Source organism: Pseudomonas sp. NBRC 111139 (assembly GCF_001753955.1).
Lineage (GTDB): Bacteria > Pseudomonadota > Gammaproteobacteria > Pseudomonadales > Pseudomonadaceae > Aquipseudomonas > Aquipseudomonas alloputida.
Map to the genome: position 1 here is coordinate 1 of NZ_BCBP01000045.1, position 22,322 is coordinate 22,322.

Annotated in this window: 24 protein-coding genes; 13 read left to right on the forward strand and 11 right to left on the reverse strand. The window is 61.7% G+C overall.

Features of this window, described 5'->3' with window-relative positions:
* Nucleotides 1-1,188, forward strand: a 1,188-nt coding sequence (locus BJQ17_RS17965; RefSeq protein WP_139139794.1) for a DUF3362 domain-containing protein, incomplete at its 5' end; no start/stop codon positions are given.
* A 137-nt stretch (nucleotides 1,189-1,325) separates the two neighbouring features.
* Here BJQ17_RS17965 and BJQ17_RS17970 read toward each other — a convergent pair.
* Nucleotides 1,326-1,913 carry a TIGR00730 family Rossman fold protein gene (locus BJQ17_RS17970; RefSeq protein WP_003249578.1) on the reverse strand — a complete coding sequence of 196 codons (588 nt, stop codon included), beginning with the start codon at nucleotides 1,911-1,913 and terminating at the stop codon, nucleotides 1,326-1,328.
* 350 nt (nucleotides 1,914-2,263) lie between these two features.
* On the opposite strand from BJQ17_RS17970, the gene azu reads away from it, so the two are divergent.
* Nucleotides 2,264-2,713, forward strand: coding sequence for an azurin (gene azu / locus BJQ17_RS17975; RefSeq protein WP_003249580.1), 450 nt, complete (start codon nucleotides 2,264-2,266; stop codon nucleotides 2,711-2,713).
* A gap of 102 nt (nucleotides 2,714-2,815) precedes the next feature.
* On the opposite strand, the gene nadE is transcribed toward azu, so the two are convergent.
* Nucleotides 2,816-3,643 (reverse strand): ammonia-dependent NAD(+) synthetase, encoded by an 828-nt coding sequence (gene nadE, locus BJQ17_RS17980; RefSeq protein WP_003249583.1) that lies wholly within the window; start codon nucleotides 3,641-3,643, stop codon nucleotides 2,816-2,818.
* Between the two features lie 3 nt (nucleotides 3,644-3,646).
* Nucleotides 3,647-4,852, reverse strand: a complete 1,206-nt coding sequence (gene pncB / locus BJQ17_RS17985; protein ID WP_054889015.1) for a nicotinate phosphoribosyltransferase — start codon at nucleotides 4,850-4,852, stop codon at nucleotides 3,647-3,649.
* 512 nt (nucleotides 4,853-5,364) lie between these two features.
* On the opposite strand from pncB, the gene BJQ17_RS17990 reads away from it, so the two are divergent.
* The 5 genes from BJQ17_RS17990 to BJQ17_RS18010 all read left to right on the forward strand — a co-directional run bounded on the left by BJQ17_RS17990 (nucleotide 5,365) and on the right by BJQ17_RS18010 (nucleotide 10,459).
* Nucleotides 5,365-6,501 carry a branched-chain amino acid ABC transporter substrate-binding protein gene (locus tag BJQ17_RS17990; protein WP_003249588.1) on the forward strand — a complete coding sequence of 379 codons (1,137 nt, stop codon included), beginning with the start codon at nucleotides 5,365-5,367 and terminating at the stop codon, nucleotides 6,499-6,501.
* A gap of 154 nt (nucleotides 6,502-6,655) precedes the next feature.
* Nucleotides 6,656-7,570, forward strand: coding sequence for a branched-chain amino acid ABC transporter permease (locus BJQ17_RS17995; protein WP_003249590.1), 915 nt, complete (start codon nucleotides 6,656-6,658; stop codon nucleotides 7,568-7,570).
* Between the two features lie 2 nt (nucleotides 7,571-7,572).
* Nucleotides 7,573-8,874 carry a high-affinity branched-chain amino acid ABC transporter permease LivM gene (livM, locus tag BJQ17_RS18000; protein ID WP_003249592.1) on the forward strand — a complete coding sequence of 434 codons (1,302 nt, stop codon included), beginning with the start codon at nucleotides 7,573-7,575 and terminating at the stop codon, nucleotides 8,872-8,874.
* The gene (locus tag BJQ17_RS18005; protein ID WP_003249594.1) at nucleotides 8,871-9,746 is read left to right on the forward strand and encodes an ATP-binding cassette domain-containing protein; all 876 of its coding nucleotides are present in this window, start codon (nucleotides 8,871-8,873) and stop codon (nucleotides 9,744-9,746) included. Before livM ends, BJQ17_RS18005 begins: the two co-directional genes overlap by 4 nt.
* Complete coding sequence (locus BJQ17_RS18010) at nucleotides 9,743-10,459, forward strand: ABC transporter ATP-binding protein (protein WP_003249595.1); 717 nt, start codon at nucleotides 9,743-9,745, stop codon at nucleotides 10,457-10,459. Before BJQ17_RS18005 ends, BJQ17_RS18010 begins: the two co-directional genes overlap by 4 nt.
* On the opposite strand, the gene BJQ17_RS31215 is transcribed toward BJQ17_RS18010, so the two are convergent.
* The gene (locus BJQ17_RS31215) at nucleotides 10,419-11,027 is read right to left on the reverse strand and encodes a hypothetical protein (RefSeq protein WP_139139795.1); all 609 of its coding nucleotides are present in this window, start codon (nucleotides 11,025-11,027) and stop codon (nucleotides 10,419-10,421) included. The genes BJQ17_RS18010 and BJQ17_RS31215 overlap by 41 nt on opposite strands.
* Before the next feature lie 25 nt (nucleotides 11,028-11,052).
* Between BJQ17_RS31215 and BJQ17_RS18015 the strand changes: the two genes are divergently transcribed.
* Nucleotides 11,053-11,817, forward strand: a complete 765-nt coding sequence (locus BJQ17_RS18015) for an SDR family oxidoreductase (protein WP_003249597.1) — start codon at nucleotides 11,053-11,055, stop codon at nucleotides 11,815-11,817.
* A gap of 48 nt (nucleotides 11,818-11,865) precedes the next feature.
* On the opposite strand, the gene BJQ17_RS18020 is transcribed toward BJQ17_RS18015, so the two are convergent.
* The 4 genes from BJQ17_RS18020 to BJQ17_RS18035 all read right to left on the reverse strand — a co-directional run bounded on the left by BJQ17_RS18020 (nucleotide 11,866) and on the right by BJQ17_RS18035 (nucleotide 14,583).
* Complete coding sequence (locus BJQ17_RS18020; protein ID WP_003249600.1) at nucleotides 11,866-12,114, reverse strand: hypothetical protein; 249 nt, start codon at nucleotides 12,112-12,114, stop codon at nucleotides 11,866-11,868.
* Nucleotides 12,115-12,219: 105 nt separating this feature from the next.
* Nucleotides 12,220-13,320: an AGE family epimerase/isomerase gene (locus BJQ17_RS18025; protein ID WP_003249601.1), complete on the reverse strand. Its 1,101-nt coding sequence runs from the start codon at nucleotides 13,318-13,320 to the stop codon at nucleotides 12,220-12,222.
* Nucleotides 13,321-13,372: 52 nt separating this feature from the next.
* On the reverse strand, nucleotides 13,373-14,008 hold the full coding sequence (locus tag BJQ17_RS18030) for a TetR family transcriptional regulator (RefSeq protein WP_070096397.1): 636 nt from the start codon (nucleotides 14,006-14,008) through the stop codon (nucleotides 13,373-13,375).
* A gap of 122 nt (nucleotides 14,009-14,130) precedes the next feature.
* Entirely contained in the window at nucleotides 14,131-14,583 is a 453-nt protein-coding gene (locus BJQ17_RS18035; protein WP_070096398.1) for a phage infection protein, read from the reverse strand.
* A gap of 340 nt (nucleotides 14,584-14,923) precedes the next feature.
* On the opposite strand from BJQ17_RS18035, the gene BJQ17_RS18040 reads away from it, so the two are divergent.
* Nucleotides 14,924-16,990, forward strand: coding sequence for an AsmA family protein (locus BJQ17_RS18040; RefSeq protein WP_060545173.1), 2,067 nt, complete (start codon nucleotides 14,924-14,926; stop codon nucleotides 16,988-16,990).
* Between the two features lie 38 nt (nucleotides 16,991-17,028).
* On the opposite strand, the gene BJQ17_RS18045 is transcribed toward BJQ17_RS18040, so the two are convergent.
* Entirely contained in the window at nucleotides 17,029-17,559 is a 531-nt protein-coding gene (locus tag BJQ17_RS18045; protein ID WP_004576962.1) for a bacterioferritin, read from the reverse strand.
* A gap of 43 nt (nucleotides 17,560-17,602) precedes the next feature.
* The gene (gene osmE, locus BJQ17_RS18050; protein WP_004576961.1) at nucleotides 17,603-17,944 is read right to left on the reverse strand and encodes an osmotically-inducible lipoprotein OsmE; all 342 of its coding nucleotides are present in this window, start codon (nucleotides 17,942-17,944) and stop codon (nucleotides 17,603-17,605) included.
* Between the two features lie 123 nt (nucleotides 17,945-18,067).
* On the opposite strand from osmE, the gene BJQ17_RS18055 reads away from it, so the two are divergent.
* Nucleotides 18,068-18,958, forward strand: coding sequence for a triacylglycerol lipase (locus tag BJQ17_RS18055; protein WP_003249615.1), 891 nt, complete (start codon nucleotides 18,068-18,070; stop codon nucleotides 18,956-18,958).
* Nucleotide 18,959: 1 nt separating this feature from the next.
* Here the strand turns inward: BJQ17_RS18055 and BJQ17_RS18060 are convergent, their stop codons facing one another.
* On the reverse strand, nucleotides 18,960-19,841 hold the full coding sequence (locus tag BJQ17_RS18060; protein WP_070096399.1) for a DMT family transporter: 882 nt from the start codon (nucleotides 19,839-19,841) through the stop codon (nucleotides 18,960-18,962).
* Between the two features lie 225 nt (nucleotides 19,842-20,066).
* On the opposite strand from BJQ17_RS18060, the gene BJQ17_RS18065 reads away from it, so the two are divergent.
* The 3 genes from BJQ17_RS18065 to BJQ17_RS18075 all read left to right on the forward strand — a co-directional run bounded on the left by BJQ17_RS18065 (nucleotide 20,067) and on the right by BJQ17_RS18075 (nucleotide 22,283).
* Nucleotides 20,067-20,855, forward strand: coding sequence for a helix-turn-helix transcriptional regulator (locus BJQ17_RS18065; RefSeq protein WP_070096400.1), 789 nt, complete (start codon nucleotides 20,067-20,069; stop codon nucleotides 20,853-20,855).
* Nucleotides 20,856-20,918: 63 nt separating this feature from the next.
* Nucleotides 20,919-21,206 carry a PsiF family protein gene (locus BJQ17_RS18070; RefSeq protein WP_003249621.1) on the forward strand — a complete coding sequence of 96 codons (288 nt, stop codon included), beginning with the start codon at nucleotides 20,919-20,921 and terminating at the stop codon, nucleotides 21,204-21,206.
* 69 nt (nucleotides 21,207-21,275) lie between these two features.
* Complete coding sequence (locus tag BJQ17_RS18075) at nucleotides 21,276-22,283, forward strand: AI-2E family transporter (RefSeq protein WP_070096401.1); 1,008 nt, start codon at nucleotides 21,276-21,278, stop codon at nucleotides 22,281-22,283.
* Nucleotides 22,284-22,322: the final 39 nt, after the last annotated feature.

The window sequence follows — 22,322 nt, forward strand, 5'->3', positions numbered from 1 at the left end:
TACGAGATGATCCGTTTCTCGGTCAACATCATGCGTGGTTGCTTCGGTGGCTGTACCTTCTGCTCGATCACCGAACACGAAGGCCGCATCATCCAGAACCGCTCGCACGAGTCGATCCTGCACGAAATCGAAGAGATGCGTGACAAGGTGCCGGGCTTCACTGGCGTGGTCTCGGACCTTGGCGGGCCGACTGCCAACATGTACCGCATCGCCTGCAAAAGCCCCGAAATCGAGAAGCACTGCCGCAAGCCGTCGTGCGTATTCCCGGGTATCTGCGAAAACCTCAATACCGACCACAGCTCGCTGATCGAGCTGTACCGCAAGGCCCGTGCCTTGCCGGGTGTGAAAAAGATCCTGATTGCTTCCGGCCTGCGCTACGACCTGGCGGTGGAATCGCCGGAGTACGTCAAGGAACTGGTCACCCACCACGTTGGCGGCTACCTGAAGATTGCCCCGGAGCACACCGAGCGTGGCCCGCTGGACAAGATGATGAAGCCGGGTATCGGCACCTATGACCGCTTCAAGCGCATGTTCGAGAAATTCTCGAAAGAAGCGGGCAAGGAGCAGTACCTGATCCCGTACTTCATTGCCGCGCACCCCGGTACCACCGACGAAGACATGATGAACCTGGCCCTGTGGCTGAAGGGCAATGGCTTCCGTGCCGACCAGGTACAGGCGTTCTACCCGTCGCCAATGGCCTCGGCTACGGCCATGTACCACTCAGGCAAGAACCCGCTGCGCAAGGTGACCTACAAGAGCGAAGGGGTGGAGATCGTCAAGAGCGACGAGCAACGCCGTCTGCACAAGGCGTTCTTGCGCTATCACGACCCGAAGGGCTGGCCGATGCTGCGTGAAGCGCTGCAGCGTATGGGTCGCGCCGACCTGATCGGGCCGGGCAAGCACCAGCTGATTCCGGCGCACCAGCCGCAGACCGACAGCTACCAGAGCGCGCGCCGCAAGAACTCGACCCCGGCGGGGAGCCACAAGGTGGGCAAGGACCAGAAGATCCTGACCCAGCACACCGGCCTGCCGCCGCGTGGCAGCGATGGCAGCAAGCCGTGGGACAAGCGCGAGAAGGCCAAGGCCGAAGCGTTTGCGCGCAACCAGCAGGCGGCCAAGGAGCGCAAAGAGGCGAGCAAGGGCGGCAAGGGCAACAAGAAGCCGCGTCAGCCTGTCATTCCGCGTTAACTGATCGACTATTGGGGCTGCTTTGCAGCCCATCGCGACACAAGGCCGCTCCCATATTGATCGGCTGTACGCAGTGCTTTTGTGGGAGCGGCCTTGTGTCGCGAAAGGACCGCGAAGCGGTCCCAAAAGTCTCAGCTTCAATCAGGCTGCTTGTCGACCCACTTAGGCGCGACCGGCGCCACAAAGCTGTCCATCCCGTCCAGCAGCTCGTCCGGCTGCTGCCCCAGCAGTAACATCGCCCGGTGTTGCGGGCGCACGAAGCCTTCTTCGACGATATGGTCGAGGAACCCGCCCAGCTTGTCGTAGAAACCGTTCACATCCAGTAGCCCGAGTGGCTTGGCGTGATAGCCCAGTTGCCCCCAGGTCCACACTTCGAACAGTTCCTCCAGCGTACCCAGCCCTCCCGGCAAGGCAATGAAGGCATCGCTCAGCTCGGCCATGCGGGCCTTGCGCGCATGCATACCATCCACCACTTCCAGGCGGGTCAGGCCTTTGTGGCCGACTTCAGCGTCCAGCAGGCTCTGCGGAATGATCCCGACCACTTCGCCGCCGGCCGCCATGGCCGCGTCGGCCACCACGCCCATCAAGCCGACCGCGCCACCGCCATACACCAGGGTCAAGCCACGGCGGGCAATGGCCTGGCCTAGCGCGACGGCTGCTTCACGGTAGGCAGGGTTGGCGCCCATGCTGGCGCCGCAGAACACACAAACGGAACGTACGGGCATTGCTCATCTCCTGTCACTCAGGCGCACAGGGTACGGCGCATGCCCGTCGCTTCCAAGGCCGGGTTCATTCTGGTCGGGAGAATTCGCAGATGGCTCCTGTGGCGCCGTGGGCGTAGGCAGCGAGCAGGCTATTGAGGAAGTTGGAGATGGGCATTTGGTATTGCTCCTAAATGAGAGGTTGTCCCATCGTCTAATAAAAGGGCATGATGTGCCCTTAGATTGGTTGTATACAATCCATTGAACAATTCTACTGGCTGACCGCTTGACACCCCCCTTGACCCATATCAGCAAGGGGCTGAACGGTTTCAGGCAGTCTCGCAATTGATAAAACCCTGCCAAGGAGATTCATGATGTTTGCGAAAGCTGTAGCGGTATCCCTGCTGACCCTCGCCAGCGCTTCTGTCTTCGCCGCCGAGTGCTCGGTCACTGTCGACTCGACTGACCAGATGTCCTACACCAGCAAGGAATTCACTGTCGACAAGAGCTGCAAGGAATTCACCGTCAAACTGACCCACTCTGGCAACCTGCCGAAGAACGTCATGGGCCACAACCTGGTGATCAGCAAGACTGCCGACATGCAGGCCATTGCCACCGAAGGCATGAGCCAGGGTCTGGATAAGGACTACCTGAAGGCTGACAACGCCGCGATCATCGCCCACACCAAGATGATCGGCGCGCCTGAGAAAGAAACCGAAGTGAAGTTCGACACTTCCAAGCTGGAAGCCGGTGGTGACTACAGCTTCTTCTGCACCTTCCCGGGCCACATCTCGATGATGAAAGGCAAGGTCATCGTCAAGTAATCAAAGGCTGACGGCGAACCCTGTAGGAGCGGGTTCACCCGCGAATGCGTCAGTGGGTTCACCCTCGTAATCGCGGGTGAACCCGCTCCTGCAGGCCACTTATCAAGGAGCGAACGGCAGTTCGCGCTTGTGCTGGGTCTTGCGGTAGGTGGCGACGATGATGTCGAACGCTGCCTGGTCAACCGGCTGCCCATGCAGGAAGGCATCGATCTGCGCGTAGGTCACGCCATGTGACGCCTCGTCCGGCTTGCCCGGCTCCAGGTCTTCCAGGTCGGCCGTTGGCACCTTTTCCACCAGTGACTCCGGCGCACCGAAGCTGCGCGCAATCGCCCGCACCTGATTCTTCACCAGCCCACTCAACGGCGCCAGGTCGCAGGCACCATCACCAAACTTGGTAAAGAAGCCCATCACCGCCTCGGCGGCGTGGTCGGTTCCGATCACCAGACCTGCGCGGGCGCCAGCGATGGTGTACTGGGCGACCATTCGGGTACGTGCCTTGACGTTGCCAACCACGAAGTCCACCAACGTCGGCGAGCCATTCTTCAACGCCGCCACTTCAGCTGCCAATGCACGCACTGCCGGGGCGATATCCACCGTGTGAACTTCATCTGCCTTGATCACATCCAGGCATGCCTGGGCGTCATGCTCGTCATGCTGTACCTGGTACGGCAGGCGCACGGCAATGAAGGTGTAGGCCTTGTCGCCGGTCTCGGCGCGCAGCTCGTTGATGGCGCGCTGGGCGAGCAGGGCGGCAGTCAGTGAGTCGACGCCACCGCTGATGCCCAGCACCAAGGTCTTGAGTCGAGCATTGGCCAGACAGTCCTTGATGAACGCCACCCGTCGGGCGACTTCGGCCTCGAGCGCTGCCGCGTCGGCGAACGGCGGCTGTACCTTCAGCGCCTGGGCAATCTCTTGCTGAACCGCTTGCATGGGTTACTCCTTGCTGGGGACTTTGAATACGTGACGCATGTAGGCGACGAAGTTCTCGTCGCGGCACTGGGTCTTGGCGGCTTCGTCAGAGATCTTGGCCACCGGCGCGCCGTTGCAGTCGGTCATTTTAAGCACGATGCTCATGGGTGCCACACCAGGGATGTCGCAGGTCAGGTTGGTGCCGATGCCAAAGCTGACGTTGATGCGGCCGCGCAGGGCGCGGAAAATTTCCAGCGAGCGGGTCAGGTTGAGGCCGTCAGAAAACACCAGGGTCTTGGTCATCGGGTCGATACCCAGTTTCTGGTAATGGGCAATGGCCTTTTCCGCCCAGGCTACCGGCTCGCCCGAATCATGGCGCAGGCCGTCGAACAGCTTGGCGAAGTACAGGTCGAAATCGCCGAGAAAGGCATCCATGGTGATGCAGTCGGTCAGGGCGATGCCGAGCAAGCCGCGGTACTCGCGTACCCAGCAGTCCAGCGCGGCGATCTGGCTGTCGATCAGCCGGGGGCCGAGCTGCTGGTGGGCCATGATCCATTCGTGGGCCATGGTGCCCAGCGGTTTGATATCCAGTTTCCATGCCAGGTCGACGTTGCTGGTGCCGACAAAACGGCCGGGGAAGTCGTCGCGCAGCACCCTTACCACTTCCTCCTGCACGCGGCTGGAAAAGCGCCGGCGGGTGCCGAAGTCGGCCACCTGCAGTTCGGCCAGCTCGTCGTCGCTGGCATGTGCACGCAGCCAGTCAAACTTGCGGTACAACTGATCCCGCGCCTCGGCCAGGCGCATGTGCGGGTGCAGATTGCGGTTGCGTACTTCGCTGATGATGGCCAGCAGCGGCACTTCGAACAGGATCACATGCAGCCACGGACCTTTCAGGCGCAGGAACAGCTGGTCGTTTTCGATGCCGACGTGCACGTAGCGCAGGTTGAAGCGGAACAGTCGCAGAAAGCGTAAAAAGTCGGGCTTGAGGAAGCTGATGCGTTCGAGGAAGGCCAGCTGGCCATCGTCCAGGGTGAGGTCGCCAAGCTGTTCGAGCTGATTGCGAATTTCGCCGAGGTAGGGGCGCAGATCCTCACCGTTGCGGCAGCGGAATTCCCATTCGACGTCGGCGTCCGGGTAGTTGTGCAGCACTCCCTGCATCATGGTGAGTTTGTAGAAGTCGGTGTCGAGCAAGTTGTGCACGATGCGCTCGGCGAATGCGCTTTCGCTCATCAAGGGGGCTCCGGAAGCGGCGATTGGCGGCCATTGTGCCAGCCTTTTACCCCTTGTGTGGCTGTTCCGGCCTCTTCACGGGCAAGCCCGCCCCTACACGGTGCGGGGCCTTGTTCCTATTTTAGGCGCGGGCGTGCCCGCGAAGAGGCCGAAACAGCCAAAACAGAGGTGTTTTTCCGTGCACCAGCTAGCCTTGAAACGGTGCCGCCTGTAGCAGTCGCGCACCAGCGGTGTGCAGTTCGGTGACGTCCGCTGTTACAGGGCGGTTGCACGTAAACACTTGCCAGGGTTGCAATGATGGCACTCGACGGTTGCTCCTTGTCTGTACGTGTGGTGGCGCCTGCCGCGTGGCAGACGGTTGCACGCTCAATAAAGAAAAGGCCGCCCGTCGCCTACAGGCATCCTGCACAGTGTGTTTTCCCGGAAGACAAAACCGATGGCACGGCCCTTGCTCTGAGCACAGGGCTGAGTAGTTGTAGTGCCAACCAAAAAAACTCTAGGAGCACCACCTCATGTCGCAGACGTTTTACAAGAAAGGTTTCCTGGCTCTGGCCGTAGCTACGGCGCTGGGTGTTTCTTCGTATGTTCAGGCCGACGTCAAGATCGGTGTAGCGGGCCCAATGACCGGTGCCAACGCAGCGTTTGGCGAGCAGTACATGAAAGGTGCGCAGGCAGCGGCCGACAAGATCAACGCCGCCGGTGGCGTGAATGGCGAGAAAATCGTCCTGGTCAAAGGCGATGACGCCTGTGAGCCGAAGCAAGCCGTGGCCGTGGCCAACCGACTGGTCGACCAGGACAAGGTGATCGGCGTAGTGGGCCACTTCTGTTCCTCCAACACGATCCCGGCGTCCGAGGTATATGACGAGGCGGGCGTAATCGCCATCACCCCAGGCTCCACCAACCCACAGGTCACTGAGCGCGGCCTGAGCGCCATGTTCCGCATGTGCGGCCGTGACGACCAGCAGGGTATCGTCGCTGGCGACTACATCGTCGACGTGCTCAAGGGCAAGAAGGTCGCGGTGTTGCACGACAAGGACACCTACGGTCAGGGCCTGGCCGACGCGACCAAGGCGCAGCTGGAAAAACGCGGCGTGAAGCCTGTGCTGTACGAAGGCCTGACCCGTGGCGAGAAAGACTTCAGCGCTGTGGTCACCAAGATCCGCTCTACCGGTGCCGACGTGGTCTATTTCGGCGGCCTGCACCCGGAAGCCGGCCCGCTGGTACGCCAGTTGCGCGAGCAGGGCCTGAAGGACGTCAAGTTCATGTCCGATGATGGCATCGTCACCGACGAACTGGTGTCTACCGCCGGCGGCGCGCAATACGTTGACGGCGTGTACATGACCTTCGGTGCCGACCCGCGCCTGCTGCCAGACAGCAAGGCGGTGGTGGAGGAGTTCCGCAAGGCCGGCACCGAACCTGAGGGCTACACCCTGTACGCCTACGCTTCGCTGCAGGCTCTGGCTGCCGCGTTCAATGGCGCGAAGTCGAACAAGGGCGAGGACGCTGCCAAGTGGCTCAAGGCCAACCCGGTGCAGACCGTCATGGGTGAGAAGAAGTGGGACAGCAAGGGCGACCTGACCGTGTCCGACTACGTGGTCTACCAGTGGGACAAGACCGGTAAATACCACCAGCTGGAAAAACAAAAATAACAACGGCCCGCGGCCCGGGCGGTTGCTCGGGCCCAAGCCCCGCGGTACCTGTCTTTATTCGTAGATCTGCACAGTTCTGCGCTGCGAGGGCCCCGCACAGGTGGCCCGCGCCGTGGTCGGCGCTCGTGCAATCTCAATCAGGTGAGATTGCGTTATGGATGGTATTTTCCTGCAGCAACTGGTCAACGGCCTGACCCTCGGGTCGGTCTATGGCCTGATCGCCATCGGCTACACAATGGTCTATGGCATTATCGGCATGATCAACTTCGCGCACGGCGAGGTGTACATGATCTCCGCTTACCTCGCGGCGATCAGCCTGGCATTGCTGGCTTACTTCGGTGTCGAATCGTTCCCCCTGCTGATGCTGGGCACCTTGTTGTTCACCATCGTCGTCACCGGCGTTTATGGTTTCACCATCGAGCGCATCGCCTACAAACCGCTGCGTAACTCCACCCGCCTGGCACCGCTGATCAGTGCCATCGGCATTTCGCTGATCCTGCAGAACTACGCACAGATCAGCCAGGGCGCCCGCCAGCAAGGCGTGCCAACCCTGCTGGAAGGTGCTATGCGTGTCGAAGTCGGGTCCGGCTTCGTGCAACTGACTTATACCAAGATCTTCATCCTGGTGGCGGCCTTTGTCGGCATGGGCCTGCTGACCTACGTGATCAAGTACACCAAGCTCGGCCGCATGTGCCGTGCTACCCAGCAAGACCGCAAGATGGCCTCGATCCTGGGTATCAACACCGACCGGGTAATCTCCTACGTGTTCGTCATCGGTGCAGTGATGGCCGCCCTGGCCGGCGTGCTCATCACCATGAACTACGGCACCTTCGACTTCTACGCCGGCTTCATCATCGGTATCAAGGCGTTCACTGCTGCTGTGCTCGGTGGCATCGGCTCGCTGCCTGGCGCGATGCTCGGCGGGATCATCCTGGGTATTTCCGAGTCGCTGTTCTCCGGCCTGATCAACTCCGACTACAAGGACGTGTTCAGCTTCTCGCTGCTGGTGATGATCCTTATCTTCCGCCCACAAGGCCTGCTGGGTCGCCCGCTCGTGGCTAAGGTGTGAACATGTCGATTGCCAAAATTGCCTCTGCCTCTGAAACCAAAGGTTTCGATATCAAGCGCAGCCTGCTCGAGACCATCGTTGCCGGCTTGCTGGCGCTGATTGTCTTCGGCCCGATCGTCGGCGTGGTGCTCGACGGTTATACCTTCAACGCCGAACCTCGTCGGGTTGCCTGGCTGGTCGGCGGGGTGATGCTCGGGCGTTTCCTGCTCAGCCTGTACGTGCAGACCGCTGCCGGGCGGCGCATGCTCGAGGGCTTCGACAGTGGCGGCTCGGGCGTGCATGTGCGCGCGCCGAACTATGTGTCGCGGCTACGCTACATCATCCCGGCGCTGGTGGTGATTGCCATCGTCTTCCCGATTTTCGCCAACAAGTACCTGCTGACTGTGGTCATTCTTGGCCTGATCTACGTACTGCTGGGCCTGGGCCTGAACATCGTGGTGGGCCTGGCCGGCCTGCTCGACCTGGGTTATGTAGCGTTCTACGCCATCGGTGCCTACGGCCTGGCGCTGGGGTACCAATACCTTGGCCTGGGCTTCTGGAGCGTGCTGCCACTGGCGGCCATCGCGGCGGCGTTGGCGGGGTGCATCCTGGGCTTCCCGGTGCTCCGGATGCACGGTGACTACCTGGCGATCGTGACCCTGGGCTTTGGCGAAATCATTCGCCTGGTGCTGAACAACTGGCTGTCGTTCACCGGTGGCCCCAACGGCATGCCGGCGCCATCGCCAACCTTCTTCGGCCTGGAGTTCGGCCGCCGCGCCAAGGACGGTGGGGTGCCGATCCATGAGTTCTTCGGCTTCGAATACAACGCCAACCTCAAGTTCGTGTTCATCTATGCGGTGCTGTTCATGGTCGTGCTGGCGGTGCTGTACATCAAGCACCGCCTGACCCGCATGCCGGTCGGCCGGGCCTGGGAAGCGCTGCGCGAAGACGAGATCGCTTGCCGTTCGATGGGCCTGAACCACGTATTGGTCAAGCTCTCGGCGTTTACCCTTGGCGCCTCTACCGCCGGCCTGGCCGGGGTGTTCTTTGCCACCTACCAGGGTTTCGTAAACCCGTCTTCATTCACCTTCTTCGAGTCGGCGTTGATCCTCGCCATTGTCGTACTGGGGGGTATGGGCTCGACCGTGGGCGTGGTCATTGCGGCGTTCGTGCTGACCGTGGCGCCAGAGCTGCTGCGCAGCTTCTCCGAATACCGGGTGCTGCTGTTCGGCGTGCTGATGGTGCTGATGATGATCTGGCGACCGCGTGGGCTGATCCGCATCAGCCGTACCGGTGTGACCCCGCGTAAAGGAGTGGCGCCATGAGCGACGATATCATTCTCTCGGTCGACAACCTGATGATGCAGTTCGGTGGCATCAAGGCGCTCAGCGATGTCAGCCTGAAGGTCCGGCGCAACCAGATCTTCGCCCTGATCGGCCCCAATGGCGCCGGCAAGACTACGGTGTTCAACTGCCTGACCGGCTTTTACAAGGCCAGTGGCGGGCGCATCGAGCTGAACGTGCGCGGCAGCCATACCAACGTGATCCAGCTGCTCGGTGAGCGCTTCCAGCCGGCCGACTTCGTTTCGCCTGCGCGCTTTGCCAACCGCATGTACTACAAGATGTTCGGCGGTACCCATTTGGTCAACCGCGCCGGCCTGGCACGCACCTTCCAGAACATCCGGCTGTTCAAGGAAATGTCGGTGGTGGAGAACCTGCTGGTGGCGCAGCACATGTGGGTCAACCGAAACCTGCTGGCAGGTGTGTTCAACACCAAGGCCTATCGCAAGGCGGAGAGCGATGCGCTGGACCACGCCTTCTACTGGCTGGAAGTGGTCGACCTGGTCGATTGTGCCAACCGCTTGGCCGGCGAACTGTCGTACGGCCAGCAGCGCCGCCTGGAAATTGCCCGGGCCATGTGCACGCGGCCGAAGATCATCTGCCTGGACGAACCGGCGGCGGGCCTGAACCCGCAGGAAACCGAAGCACTCAGCCGCATGATCCGTGTGCTACGTGACGAGCACGACATCACTGTGGTGCTGATCGAGCACGACATGGGCATGGTCATGAGTATCTCCGACCATATCGTGGTGCTGGACCACGGCAATGTGATTGCCGAAGGTGCGCCGCAGGACATCCGCCACAACCCGACGGTGATTGCCGCCTACCTGGGTGCAGACGAAGAGGAACTGGTATGAGTGCACCCATTCTCGAGCTGAAAGACCTGGACGTGTTCTATGGGCCGATCCAGGCACTGAAGAAAGTCTCGATGCACATCAACGAGGGCGAGACGGTAAGCCTGATCGGCGCCAACGGTGCCGGCAAGTCGACCCTGCTGATGTCGATTTTCGGCCAGCCGCGGGCGGCATCCGGGCATATCGTGTACCGTGGCACCGACATTACCCGCAAATCCTCGCACTACATCGCCTCCAACGGCATTGCCCAGTCGCCGGAGGGGCGCCGGGTGTTTCCCGACATGACTGTCGAGGAAAACCTGATGATGGGTACCATCCCCATCGGCGACAAGCATGCCGACGAAGACATGCAGCGCATGTACGAGCTGTTCCCGCGGTTGAAGGAGCGGCGTAACCAGCGGGCCATGACCATGTCGGGTGGCGAGCAGCAAATGCTGGCGATTGCCCGGGCGCTGATGAGCCGGCCGAAGTTGCTGTTGCTGGACGAGCCCTCGCTGGGGCTGGCGCCGATCGTGGTCAAGCAGATTTTCTCGACCCTGCGAGAACTGGCCAAGACCGGGATGACCATCTTCCTCGTGGAACAGAACGCCAACCATGCGCTGAAACTGTCGGACCGGGCCTATGTGATGGTCAACGGGCAGATTCGCATGACCGGGACCGGGCAGGAACTGTTGGTCAATGAGGAAGTGCGTAGCGCTTATCTGGGCGGGCACTGAGTTGTATGCAGGGGCTGCAATGCAGCCCCCTTCTCAATGTGGAAAACTTGTCGTTCCCTTCTCCCGAAACACACCCATATTCCTTCGCAAGCCATTGTTTCCACAGGCCAACTCTTTTCCACGGATAGTGTGGAGCCGCCTGTGGAAAACATGGTGGCATATCGCTCAAGCCCTTGAGTATCAAGCCCTGTAGCGATTTGATCATTTTTTGTTCATATCCCCGTTGTGGATGATTTCCCCAAGCTTTCAAAATCTCTGCATGCACTTGAAGTGTTGCGATAATCCTGTGGATAACTCTGTGTAAAAACCTTGGACAGACCGCTGCAGGCGGCATGTTTGAAAGCCTTGCGCCATCACCGCCAAGATATCCACCGACCACAACCCGCTGAAAGGGTTCCGTGCGGTGGACAAGTTGCCCCCAATCCGTGGGGAAAGCCTTGTGGATAACATGCGTATACCTGGCGGCGAGCCCTCTGCCGCAAGGGTTTGCAGAATATGAACAAAAAATGAACAGCCCCTGAACGGCTTGCTGCCAAGGCCAGGCGCGGGCATGCTGCAAAGCTGCCATGACAACCTACCGTGAGGAACACAGCATGACGTCCACCGTATTCATCACTGGCGCGACTTCCGGTTTCGGCGAGGCCACTGCCCGCCGCTTCGCAGAAGCCGGCTGGAAGCTGGTACTCACTGGGCGCCGCAAAGAGCGCCTGGACGCCCTGTGCGCTGAACTGTCGGCCAAGACCGAAGTGCATGGCCTGGTGCTGGACGTGCGTGACCGCAAAGCCATGGAGCAGGCTATTGCCAATCTGCCGGCCGGCTTTGAAAAGATTCGCGGTCTGGTCAACAACGCCGGCTTGGCGCTGGGTGTGGATGCTGCGCAGAACTGCAGCCTGGACGACTGGGAAACCATGGTCGACACCAACATCAAGGGCCTGATGTACACCACTCGCCTGCTGCTGCCACGGCTCATCGCCCATGGCCGCGGCGCGTCGATCCTGAACGTCGGGTCGGTGGCGGGCAACTACCCGTACCCGGGCAGCAACGTGTATGGCGGCACCAAGGCCTTCGTCGGCCAGTTCTCGCTGAGCCTGCGTTGCGACCTGCGCGGTACCGGTGTGCGTGTGAGCAACATCGAGCCGGGTCTGTGCGAGAGCGAGTTCTCGCTGGTGCGCTTCGGGGGTGACCAGGCCAAGTACGATGCTACCTACGCGGGTGCGGAGCCGATCCAGCCACAGGATATTGCCGAGACCATCTTCTGGATCCTCAACCAGCCGGCGCACATCAATATCAACAGCCTGGAACTGATGCCGGTGAGCCAGGACTGGGCAGGGTTCTCGATCGACCGATCAAAAGGCTAAGCAAGAGGCGCGAACCGGAACGATCCGGTTCGCGAAGCAACGCATCGCTCAGTTGATATAGTAAAAGCCGGTTCTTTCTTTAGGAATGATGCCTAACGCTTGAAGGACATCGTTGATGGCGTCATGCCGGCCCATGTCCTCGGCCGTTGCTTCGCAATTGATGACACGGCGCAGGCTTAGCAGGTAGCTGAGTTTGCCATGGGAGTGCTCGTCATAGCGGTGGCCGTGATCGATTATCTTTTGTGCCGCTCGGTTGATCTGCTCTTCGACAAATGCCTTGAAGGCTTCTGCTTCCATGTTGGTTACTCCTGAACGTTCGAGAAAGGAGCACCAACATAGGCGTGGGGAGATGCTTCCGGCAGAGGGAAACGCTCACCCCTGACAGGTTCGTTGTATGGACAGTCAGAAATTCGCCTGATTCAGCCCTTCCAGGCAGGTAGCCAAGTGATAAGGCGTGGTCGATGGCATGTCATCCCTGCTCACCGCGCCGTCACCCCCTCGGCACTCATACCAGCCGGCGTCACGCAGGAACCGCGCTGAAAGGGCGCCCAACTGCCCCGCGAGCTTTGCTTCACTGCCTTCACGCAATGTAAGCGCCCGCAGGTACTCGGCCTGCGCCCAGATACGCTGGGAGGCATCAAGCACCCGGCCATCCACATTCAGCATGGCCAGTACGGCCGCATCCTTCACCCCGAATTGCTCGGCAAAGCCGAAGGCCCGGTCTATCGACGCATGCAGCGGCGTGTCACGCAGCAGCGGGGAGGTATGCAGCAGATAGAACCACTCGAACTGGTGCCCAGGCTCGAACCAGTTATCCACAGCCCCGTGTGGCTTTTCCAGCATCAGGCCATGGGCCGGTTCAATGAAATGCGCCTCGAGCGCCTGACACAATTGCAGCAGCGACTGGCGGACATGTTCGTCGCCACGCACTGCCAGTACTTGCAGGAACGCTTCGGCCAGGTGCATCTGCGGGTTCTGCAGCGGGCCACTGCCGAGGTCGGCCCAGTCTTCGCCCAGGCAGGCTTCGTACAGGCCATCGTCACGGGCGAACTGTTGGTCGATGATGTCCAGCGCGGCATTCAACGTGGACTCCACCAGGCTTTCGCGCACTTTGCCCCAGTAGTGCGCGCAGGCGAACACGATGAAGGCGTGGGTATACAGGTCCTTGCGCCGGTCCAGCGGCTTGCCTTGGGCGTCGATGCTGTAGAACCAGCCACCGTGCTCGGCATCGTGGAAGTGCTTTTGCAGCGAGCGAAACAGGGCTGCGGCACGCTCCGCAGCGCCCGGTTGCCCGATACGGCTGCTGAACACATACAGCTGGCGTGCACAGGCCATGGCGCGGTAGCGCTGCACCGGCAACGGATGGTGCTGGGCGTCCAGCGCTTCGTAGGGCAGAGCCATGTCGGCGTTCCAGCCCGGGCCTTGCCACAGCGGCACGATGCGTTCGGCGAAGTGCTGGTTGAAGCGGGCCAGTTCGGGCAGGGTGGGGCGGGGGTCGGACATTTCGGCGCTCGTCGCTGTCGGGCAGGGCGCCATGGTAGCAGAAGTGGGGTTTTCAGTAGCCTGGGTTGCCGAGCCCCTGCCAATGCCGCGCCCCGACAAAGATGAAGCGCAACTGCTGGGTGATCTTTTCCTGGGGCGTCAGGGCCTGTGGATAACCCGCTTCCGGGTTGTCGATAAGCTCGGGCAGGGTGGCGAACACGGTTTTCACCACCAGGTCGGCCATCACCGCAAGTGCGGCGCTGTCCAGGTGTCGCCAGCGCTTCATCCGAGCAAGGTCGGTGGCAAGGTCGTCGCTGATATCCTGGCGCAGGCGGGCAATGGCCTGGCGCACGGCCTGCGCACCGCCGTATTGCTCGCGGGCCAGGAACAGGAACTGCGCGCGGTGGGCGGCGACCACGTCGAGGAAGATGCGCACCGAGGCGTCGGTGATGCCGCCCAGTTCGAATTCGTTCTGGCGCACCAGGCGGATGGTCTGGCGGAAGGTGGTGTCGATTTCGGCGACAAGGGCCAGGCCCAGAGCGTCCATGTCGGAGAAATGCCGATAGAAGCCGGTCGGCACGATGCCAGCTGTCTTCGCCACTTCGCGCAGGCTGATACTGCCGAAACCACGGCCACTCTCCATGAGCAGGCAGGCGGCATCGAGCAGGGCCTGGCGGGTCTGTAGCTTCTGTTCGGCGCGCGGCAGCATGATGCGGGCTTCTGTAACGGTCAGGCTGGGCACTCTAGATAAAAAAACAAAGCCCGGTCAATGGACCGGGCCTGGAGGGGAGCAAGCGTTGTGACAGAAGTTGTTCTTTTCGGCCATGGCGATCAGCTCACACGGCTGAGTTCAACCAGGCGATCCGAGCCACCTTCGGCAACGCGGCCAGAACGTTCGATCAGGCGATCAGAGCCACCTTCGGCAACGCGGCCGGAACGTTCGATCAGGCGATCGGAGCCACCTTCGGCAACGCGGCCAGAACGTTCGATCAGGCGATCGGAGCCACCTTCGGCAACACGGCCAGAACGTTCGATCAGGCGATCGGAGCCACCTTCGGCAACACGGCCAGAACGTTCGATCAGGCGATCAGCGCCACCTTCGGCAACACGGCCGGAACGTTCGATCAGGCGATCGGAGCCGCCTTCAGCGACGGTTTTCAGCGGCTGGGCGATTTCGGCAGCGCTGGAGCGCGCTTCGGACGTCAGGTGTTGCTCGGACGCCGGCAGGGCGAAAGCGTTGGCGGCCAGAAGGGACAGGGTCAGGGTCAGCAGATGGCGTTTCATGATTTCGGTGCTCCTCTCGGGGGCTGGAAAGTGGGTACGAAGCCAATGCTACGCCGCGTAACGCCAGAGAGAAGTTCATACGGGTAATGGTAACAATCGACCATATTGATAGAGGTTTTAAGGGCGTCTATTCCGGCCATTGCAGCCATGCAGGCAACCCCCTTGCCCGGTTGGCGGTGGGTAACATGTGCAGTCTGGTAAGACAAATTTCTGAGCAAGAGGCCAGGAAAAACTTCGCTATCATGGCGCCACCGATAAAACCTCACGGGTTTTCATCAGTCGGAGTTATTGAGGCCATCGCTGCGCCTGTTTTCTGTCATGCCGCAAGGAGAAATACGCAATGACGCGTCCCGCCAGAATCCTCGTCTGGACCCTCGCCAGCCTGCTTACCGTGCTGGCGATCCTGGTGGTAGTGATTGCCACCTTCGACTGGAACCGCGTCAAGCCACTGCTCAACGAGAAGGTCTCCGAAGCCTTGCATCGGCCCTTCGCGATCAACGGCAACCTCGCCGTGCACTGGCGTACCGAGCCCGAAGAGGGCGGTTGGCGTGCCTGGGTGCCTTGGCCGCACTTTATTGCCGAAGACCTGACGCTGGGCAACCCCGAGTGGCTCAAGGAGCCGAAGATGGTCGGCCTTGAGCGCGTGGAGTTTCGCCTGGCGCCGCTACCGCTGGTGTTCCAGCAGATCAGCATACCCCGCATCAACCTCACCAAGCCCACTGCCAGCCTCACTCGCCTGGCCGATGGCCGCGCCAACTGGGTCTTCGACTTCGGCCCCAAGGATGAAAACGCTGAACCTTCCAAATGGCAGCTGGACATCGGCGCCATCGGCTTTGACCAAGGCAACGTCAGCTTCGACGACCAGACCCTCAAAACCAGCATGAAGGTGCAGATTGACCCGCTTGGCAAGCCAATCCCGTTCAGTGAGATTGTCGGCAAGGCCAGCGCCGAGAAGGCCGGCGGTGCGCAGGACTATGCCTTCGGCCTCAAGGCCCAGGGCCGCTACAAAGGCCAGCCAGTGTCCGGCACCGGCAAGATCGGCGGCCTGCTGGCCCTGCAGGACGCCAGCCAGCCGTTCCCGCTGCAGGCCGACGTGCGCATCGCCGACACCCATGTGGTGCTCGCGGGCACCCTCACCGACCCGCGCAACCTTGGTGCCCTCGACCTGCGCCTGCGTTTGTCGGGTGCCAGCCTGGGCAACCTCTACCCATTGACCGGCGTCACCTTGCCTGACACCCCGGCCTATTCCACCGACGGCCGCCTAAGCGCCAACCTGCAGGCGGCGCAAGGGGCGTCGTTCAATTACCAGGGCTTCAACGGCAAGATCGGCGACAGCGATATCCATGGGGACCTGGCCTTCGTTGCCAGCCAGCCACGGCCCAGACTGTCCGGCAACCTGGTATCGAACCAGTTGCTGTTCAAGGACCTGGCGCCGCTGATCGGTGCCGACTCCAATGCCGAACAGAAGGCCCGCGGCGGTGCCAGCAAGCAGCCTGCAGGCAAGGTGCTGCCAGTGGAGGCGTTTCGCACCGAGCGTTGGCGGGCAATGGACGCTGATGTCACCTTTGCTGGCAAGCGCATCGTGCACAGCGCGCAACTGCCGTTCACTGACCTGTCGGCCCATGTGGTGCTCGAAGACGGCCTGTTACGCCTGGAGCCCCTGCGCTTTGGCGTGGCCGGCGGCAGCCTGGCCTCCAACATCCGCCTGGACGGGCGCAGCGTGCCCTTGCAGGGGCGCGCGAAGTTGACTGCGCGTGGCTTCAAGCTCAAGCAACTGTTCCCTACCTTCGCGCCAATGCAGACCAGCTTTGGTGAGCTCAATGGCGACGCCGACATCAGCGGCCGTGGCAACTCGGTAGCTGCCTTGCTGGGTACAGCCAATGGCGACTTGCGCATGCTGATCAACGATGGCGCCATCAGCCGCAGCCTGATGGAAATTGCCGGCTTGAACGTGGGCAACTATGTGGTCGGCAAGCTGTTTGGTGATGAGGACGTGAAGATCAACTGTGCGGCGGCCGATGTGGGCATCAAGGATGGCCTGGCGACTACGCGGCTGTTCATCTTCGATACCGAGAACGCGATCATCTACATCGACGGCACGGCGAATTTCGCTTCCGAGCAACTGGATTTGAACATCACCCCGGAATCGAAAGGGCTGCGGTTGTTCTCGCTGCGTTCACCCCTGTATGTGCGCGGACCGTTTGCCAAACCGAACGCCGGTGTGCAGGCATTGCCGCTGGCGTTGCGTGGCGCAGGCATGGTTGCGCTGGGGGTGGTGGCTGGGCCGGCGGCGGGGTTGCTGGCGCTGATTGCGCCCAGCAGCGGGGATGACCCGAACCAGTGCACACCGTTGTTGCAGCAGATGAAGGCAGGCAAGGCGCCGGCAGCGGTGAAAGCGCGGAAATAGCAAGGGGCCGCAAAGCGGCCCCATGAGGGTGTCAGAAATCAAAGGCCCTGCAACAGGTCGGACATATCGTCCGCGTGCTCTTCTTCCTGCGCCAGGATGTCTTCGAAGATACGACGGGTAGTCGGGTCTTTATCCCCGATGTACTGAATGATCTCGCGGTAGCTGTCGATGGCAATCCGCTCTGCCACCAGGTCTTCCAGCACCATCTCTTTCAACGAATTGCCAGCCACGTACTGGGCATGCGAGTGCTTGGTCAGGTTGTCGGGGTTGAAGTCCGGCTCCCCGCCCAGTTGCACGATGCGTTCGGCCAGCTTGTCGGCATGTTCGGCTTCCTGGTTGGCATGTTCCAGAAACTCCTCGGCAGCCACACTGGCTTTGATGCCGCTGGCCATGAAGTAATGGCGCTTGTAGCGAAGAACACAGACCAGCTCGGTGGCCAGCGATTCATTAAGCAGGCGCAGGATCTGCTCACGGTCAGCGTGGTAACCCTCGGTCACCGCGCCCTGCTCCACATGCTGGCGTGCACGCTCGCGCAGGGTCTTCACATCGGTCAGTTCAACATTGCTCATGGGTTATCTCCAGCAGGGGTCAGGGTCAGGTTGGGGCGCAGGCTTACGCGCCATGCAGGGCGTCACTGTCCTCTTGGCGTTGCTTGCAGGTCTTGAAGCCTTTGGCATCGACATGGCCGGTGGCGTCGAAGCGCACGTAATAGGGCTGCTGCTTGCCGTCGCGGTTAAGGATGTAGTCGTTGCAGGTACCCCCATGCGGCAGGTCGATCACGTTCGACGGGCTGCCGCCAATGGCGATGACCTTCTGCATGGTCATACCGTTCTCCACCTGCTTGACCAGCGGCTCATCGCGGTAGGTGACGTAATCCACCGGGTTTTCCGGGCGGCTGCCGCAGGCGGCCAGGGTGGCGCTTGCCAGAAGGATTGCCAGGGTCTGCTTGTACATGGTCCCGCTCCTTGCAAAGGGTCTGTGTGGTTTTGAACCACAGCGCGCGCCAGGAGTTCGATTGCGATGGTCATGATGGCCGCTGTAGTGTTGGCCCGTCGTACACGCAAAGGAGCTGCGGCAATGCAGCAGGATTTGGCAACGCGATACCCGCTGGTGCTGGTGCCAGGCATGCTCGGGTTTGTCCGGATGGTGCTCTACCCCTACTGGTTCGGCATTGTGCCGGCCTTGCGCAAGGGCGGGGCGCAGGTGTTTCCGGTGCAGGTTTCGCCGCTGCATTCCAGCGAGGTGCGCGGCGAGCAGTTGCTGGCGATCATCGACGATATCTGCCAACGTACCGGCGTCGACAAGGTCAACCTCATCGGCCACAGCCAGGGCGCCCTGAGCGCGCGTTACGCAGCGGCCAAACGGCCGGAGCGGGTGGCGTCGGTCACCTCGGTGGCGGGGCCCAACCATGGCTCCGAGCTGGCCGACCACCTGGAACGCACGGCACCGGGCCATTCACCCCAGGGGCGCGTCCTCAAGGCCGTGCTGCATGGGTTTGCCGTGCTGCTGGTGTGGCTGGAAACCGGCTGGCGTCGTGATCCGCTGCCGGTAGATGTGCACGCCTCGCACCAGTCGCTGACCAGCGCCGGGGTGGCGCTGTTCAACCAGGCTTATCCACAGGGCCTGCCGCAAACCTGGGGTGGGGAAGGGGCCTATGAGGTCAATGGCGTCCGCTATTACTCCTGGTCCGGCACCTTGCAACCCGGCCTGACAGACCAGGGGCGCAACCGCTTTGACGGCAGCAGCCGCTTCTGCCGCCTGTTCGCACGCAGTTTCATCAAGGAAAAGGGCCATTGCGACGGCATGGTCGGGCGTTTCAGTTCGCACCTGGGGCAGGTGATCGGCGACGATTACCCGCTCGATCACCTGGACATCGTCAACCAGTCGCTCGGTGCCGTGGGCAAAGGCGCGGAGCCGGTGCGGCTGTTCACCGAACATGCCGCCCGGCTCAAGGCGGCGGGGCTTTAGCTCAAGTGCCTTGGCGGCGGATCGGCGTGGTCCAGCGTTCGGCCAGCACTACCCCGGCCAGGGTCAGCAGGCCGCCGACCAGGTGGTAACTGGCCAGTTGCTCATCGAGCACCACGGCGGCGATCAGCGCGGTGACCAGCGGCAGCAAGTTGAAGAACAGTGTGGTGCGGCTGGGCCCCAGGCGGTGCACGGCCTGCATCCACACCAGTGGCGCGATCATCGAGGCCAGTACGCAGGCATACAGGACCAGGCCGATGTTGTGGCTGTTCAGGCCGGTCTTGTCCGACAGCAAGAACAGCGGTAGCAACACGACGATGGCCACCAGAACCTGCAGGTACAGCAGCTGCATCGGCGGCAGGCGCAGCTGCCATTTCTTCAGCAGGAAGCTGTACAGCGCATAGGCCAATGTAGCCACCAGCATCAACAGGTCGCCGCTGTTCAGCCCATGCTGCAGCAGACTGGCGGGGTGGCCGGCACTGACCACTTCAAGCACGCCAAAGAATGACACCACCGCGCCCAGCAGGGCACCGTAGCTCAGGCGCTGGCCCAGCCAGGCGATGGACAGCGCCAGTGACATCAGCGGCATCAGCGAGAGGATGATGCCCATATTGGTGGCACTGGTGATGCCGGCGGCGAAGTAGGCCAGGCTCTGGTACATCGCCATGCCCAGCACGCCGAGCACGAACACCTGGGTCAGGTGCGGGCGGATGGCTGCGCGGTTGCGCCACACGGCGGGCAGCATGAACGGCGTGAACAGCAAGGCGGCCAGCAACCAGCGGTAGAAACCGATCTCCGCAGGGTGGATGGCGCCGGCGGACATCTTGGTGACCACGGTGTTGCCGGCCCAGATGAGGATGGCGGTGAGGGGGAACAGGTAGTTCATGCAGCAGGGTACTCGTTGGGGGCTGGATTGGGGCTGCTTTGCAGCCCTTCGCGGGTGAACCCGCTCCTACGGGGGATACACAGGCCTGGAGGCTGGCGCAGATCCTGTGGGAGCGGGGAGCCCGCGAAGGCCTGCAAGGCAGGCCCTCGATAGGCCTGTATTATCGAATGTCTGTCTACAAGCCTATACTTCTATCCAGACAACCGACCCTGCAAAGCAGACAGCATGCCGCGCAAATACCTCGATATCCCCCAGTTCACCCAACTGCCGGCCCCGGTGTACTTCCGCCACGACGAGTTCGTTGCCGACACCCACAGCGCCGTGCACCAACACGCCTGGGGCCAGCTGAACTACACCGCCCACGGCGTAATGCATCTGGATTTGGCCGGCCAGCGCTTCCTGTCGCCGCCGCACTACGCCGTTTGGGTGCCGCCCGACACCGAGCACGGCTGCTACAACCCCCAGGCCATCGTCTACCGTTCTATCTATCTCGACCGCAGCCTGTGCGCAGCGCTGCCACCGCACCCGTGCAGCCTGATGATCAGTGACATCCTCAAGGCCATCCTCGGTGACTTCGCCCGGCGCAATCTCAAGGTGGCCGAGGACGAGCGTGACCAGCGCCTGGTACAGGTACTGCTTGACCAGTTGCTGCTGGCGCCCACCTTGGCCTGCTACCTGCCGTTTGCCCACAGCGATGGCTTGCGCCAGGTGCTCGACGCGCTCAGCGCCGAGCCGGGGGACAACCGCCCGCTGGCCGACTGGGCCGCACGCGTACACGTCAGCGAACGCACCCTGGCCCGCCAGTTTCTGCGCGAGCTGGGCATCAGCTTTGGCGAATGGCGCCTGCGCCTGCGTTTTCTGCGTGCCATCGAAGCGCTGGAAGCCGGCCTGCCGATTCAGGCCATTGCCTTCGACCTTGGCTACAGCAGCGCTTCGGCGTTCATCGCCATGTTCCAGCGCCAGGCCCGGTGTACGCCCGAGCAGTACCGCCGGCAGGCGCGGGCGGGGCGCTGAACATTCTTGGCTACACTCAGCTCGATCCCCGTGCATCGGGCGCGGAGCCAAGGAGACCACTCCATGAAAGTGCTGCAAATCCCGTTACTGGCGCTGGCGGTGTTGTTCAGTGCCCAAGGTTTCGCTGCCAATACCGCGCAGCAGGAAAAGATGAAAACCTGCAACGCCGACGCCACCGCCAAGGCCCTCAAGGGCGATGAACGCAAAGCGTTCATGAGCACCTGCCTGAAAAAGGATGTGCCACAAACCCAGCAAGACAAAATGAAGACCTGCAATGCTGACGCCACCACCAAAGCCCTGAAGGGGGACGAGCGCAAGGCCTTCATGAGCGATTGCCTGAAGAAGAAATGACCTGCGCCTATGCCTGCGCCGCCAAGGCTGGCAGACTGCGGCATTCCCGCTGTCTGCCGTCGAGGCTGTATGACCTTTACTCCCCGTCAGATCACCCTGGCCAGCCTGATCATCGTCATGGCTGGGCTGCTGCTGGCTTTGCCCCTGAAGTTGCTGCCCAGCCTGCTGGCCGGTCTGCTGGTGTTCGAACTGGTCAACATGCTGACCCCGCGCCTGCAACCGCTGCTTGCTGGCCAACGCGCGCGCTGGCTGGCCGTGGCGCTGCTCGGCACGCTGGTGGTCAGCACCCTGACACTGCTGATTGCCGGTGCCTTCAGCTTCCTGCTGCACGAGGCGGAAAACCCCGGCGCCTCGCTGGACAAGTTCATGGCCTTGGTCGAGCGTGCTCGCGGTCAGCTGCCACCCTTCATCGAGGGCTACCTGCCTGCCAGTGCCGCAGAGTTCAAGGTGGCCATCGGTGACTGGATCAAGAGCCACCTGAGCGATTTGCAGCTGGTGGGCAAGGGCATGGCGCACATGTTCGTGACGATGCTCATCGGCATGATCCTCGGCGCCATCATCGCTTTGCAGCGCATTCCCGATATTTCACGGCGCAAGCCCCTGGCGGCGGCGCTGTTCGAACGTCTTAGCCTGCTGGTGAAAGCGTTTCGCAACATCGTGTTCGCGCAAATCAAGATCTCGCTGCTCAACACGATCTTCACCGGCATTTTCCTGGCCGTGGTGATGCCACTGTTCGACGTACACCTGCCGCTGACCAAGACGCTGATCGTGCTGACCTTCCTGCTGGGCTTGCTGCCGGTGATCGGCAATCTGATGTCCAACACCTTGATCACCATCGTCGGCCTGTCGCTGTCGATCTGGGTGGCGGCAGCGGCGCTGGGTTACCTGGTCGTCATCCACAAGATCGAGTACTTCCTCAACGCGCGGATCGTGGGTGGGCAGATCAGTGCCAAGGCGTGGGAATTGCTGCTGGCGATGCTGGTATTCGAGGCGGCGTTCGGGCTGCCTGGTGTCGTGGCGGGGCCCATCTACTATGCCTATCTGAAGAGCGAGCTGAAGCGGGAGGAGCTGGTCTGATCATGTAGTGGCCTGTACCGGCCCTTTCGCGGGTAAACC

Excerpts from the sequence above, each read along its gene's own strand:
- BJQ17_RS17970 (WP_003249578.1), bottom strand. The coding sequence starts at position 1,913 with ATGCCCGTACGTTCCGTTTGTGTGTTCTGCGGCGCCAGCATGGGCGCC.
- azu (WP_003249580.1), top strand. The coding sequence starts at position 2,264 with ATGTTTGCGAAAGCTGTAGCGGTATCCCTGCTGACCCTCGCCAGCGCT.
- nadE (WP_003249583.1), bottom strand. The coding sequence starts at position 3,643 with ATGCAAGCGGTTCAGCAAGAGATTGCCCAGGCGCTGAAGGTACAGCCG.
- pncB (WP_054889015.1), bottom strand. The coding sequence starts at position 4,852 with ATGAGCGAAAGCGCATTCGCCGAGCGCATCGTGCACAACTTGCTCGAC.
- BJQ17_RS17990 (WP_003249588.1), top strand. The coding sequence starts at position 5,365 with ATGTCGCAGACGTTTTACAAGAAAGGTTTCCTGGCTCTGGCCGTAGCT.
- BJQ17_RS17995 (WP_003249590.1), top strand. The coding sequence starts at position 6,656 with ATGGATGGTATTTTCCTGCAGCAACTGGTCAACGGCCTGACCCTCGGG.
- livM (WP_003249592.1), top strand. The coding sequence starts at position 7,573 with ATGTCGATTGCCAAAATTGCCTCTGCCTCTGAAACCAAAGGTTTCGAT.
- BJQ17_RS18005 (WP_003249594.1), top strand. The coding sequence starts at position 8,871 with ATGAGCGACGATATCATTCTCTCGGTCGACAACCTGATGATGCAGTTC.
- BJQ17_RS18010 (WP_003249595.1), top strand. The coding sequence starts at position 9,743 with ATGAGTGCACCCATTCTCGAGCTGAAAGACCTGGACGTGTTCTATGGG.
- BJQ17_RS31215 (WP_139139795.1), bottom strand. The coding sequence starts at position 11,027 with ATGGCAGCTTTGCAGCATGCCCGCGCCTGGCCTTGGCAGCAAGCCGTT.
- BJQ17_RS18015 (WP_003249597.1), top strand. The coding sequence starts at position 11,053 with ATGACGTCCACCGTATTCATCACTGGCGCGACTTCCGGTTTCGGCGAG.
- BJQ17_RS18020 (WP_003249600.1), bottom strand. The coding sequence starts at position 12,114 with ATGGAAGCAGAAGCCTTCAAGGCATTTGTCGAAGAGCAGATCAACCGA.
- BJQ17_RS18025 (WP_003249601.1), bottom strand. The coding sequence starts at position 13,320 with ATGTCCGACCCCCGCCCCACCCTGCCCGAACTGGCCCGCTTCAACCAG.
- BJQ17_RS18030 (WP_070096397.1), bottom strand. The coding sequence starts at position 14,008 with ATGCTGCCGCGCGCCGAACAGAAGCTACAGACCCGCCAGGCCCTGCTC.
- BJQ17_RS18035 (WP_070096398.1), bottom strand. The coding sequence starts at position 14,583 with ATGAAACGCCATCTGCTGACCCTGACCCTGTCCCTTCTGGCCGCCAAC.
- BJQ17_RS18040 (WP_060545173.1), top strand. The coding sequence starts at position 14,924 with ATGACGCGTCCCGCCAGAATCCTCGTCTGGACCCTCGCCAGCCTGCTT.
- BJQ17_RS18045 (WP_004576962.1), bottom strand. The coding sequence starts at position 17,559 with ATGAGCAATGTTGAACTGACCGATGTGAAGACCCTGCGCGAGCGTGCA.
- osmE (WP_004576961.1), bottom strand. The coding sequence starts at position 17,944 with ATGTACAAGCAGACCCTGGCAATCCTTCTGGCAAGCGCCACCCTGGCC.
- BJQ17_RS18055 (WP_003249615.1), top strand. The coding sequence starts at position 18,068 with ATGCAGCAGGATTTGGCAACGCGATACCCGCTGGTGCTGGTGCCAGGC.
- BJQ17_RS18060 (WP_070096399.1), bottom strand. The coding sequence starts at position 19,841 with ATGAACTACCTGTTCCCCCTCACCGCCATCCTCATCTGGGCCGGCAAC.
- BJQ17_RS18065 (WP_070096400.1), top strand. The coding sequence starts at position 20,067 with ATGCCGCGCAAATACCTCGATATCCCCCAGTTCACCCAACTGCCGGCC.
- BJQ17_RS18070 (WP_003249621.1), top strand. The coding sequence starts at position 20,919 with ATGAAAGTGCTGCAAATCCCGTTACTGGCGCTGGCGGTGTTGTTCAGT.
- BJQ17_RS18075 (WP_070096401.1), top strand. The coding sequence starts at position 21,276 with ATGACCTTTACTCCCCGTCAGATCACCCTGGCCAGCCTGATCATCGTC.